General features: G+C 38.0%; 1 protein-coding gene and 1 pseudogene (1 of these 2 running past the window's edge). Both read left to right on the forward strand.

Translation table 11 applies throughout. The features are described from left to right. Positions 1-143, forward strand: a pseudogene (locus tag WG67_RS08270) (type I glyceraldehyde-3-phosphate dehydrogenase); the annotation flags it as partial. Continuing rightward, a protein-coding gene (tatC, locus tag WG67_RS01915) for a twin-arginine translocase subunit TatC (protein WP_070356819.1) crosses the window boundary here: on the forward strand, positions 140-213 show its start. Its footprint extends 688 nt past the window's final position; only the first 74 of its 762 coding nucleotides appear in the window; the start codon lies at positions 140-142; its stop codon lies beyond the right edge, outside the window. The pseudogene WG67_RS08270 and the gene tatC, both read left to right, overlap by 4 nt.

Here is a 213-nt window from a genome sequence, read left to right on the forward strand (position 1 = left end):
ATAACCCTTATAGTGCAATTGTGGATTTAACTGGTACATATGTTACAGGTGATATATGCAGGGTTGCAGCGTGGTATGACAATGAGTGGGCTTTTTCGCTGAGAATGTTAGACATAGCATTATTGAGCTATAGTAAAGTATGAACTGGAACTCAAGCAAATACGCCTCATTTTATGAGCACTTTGCGGAACTCAGAAAAAGAGTTATCTTTTG

This window comes from Wolbachia endosymbiont of Drosophila incompta (assembly GCF_001758565.1).
GTDB lineage: Bacteria > Pseudomonadota > Alphaproteobacteria > Rickettsiales > Anaplasmataceae > Wolbachia > Wolbachia pipientis.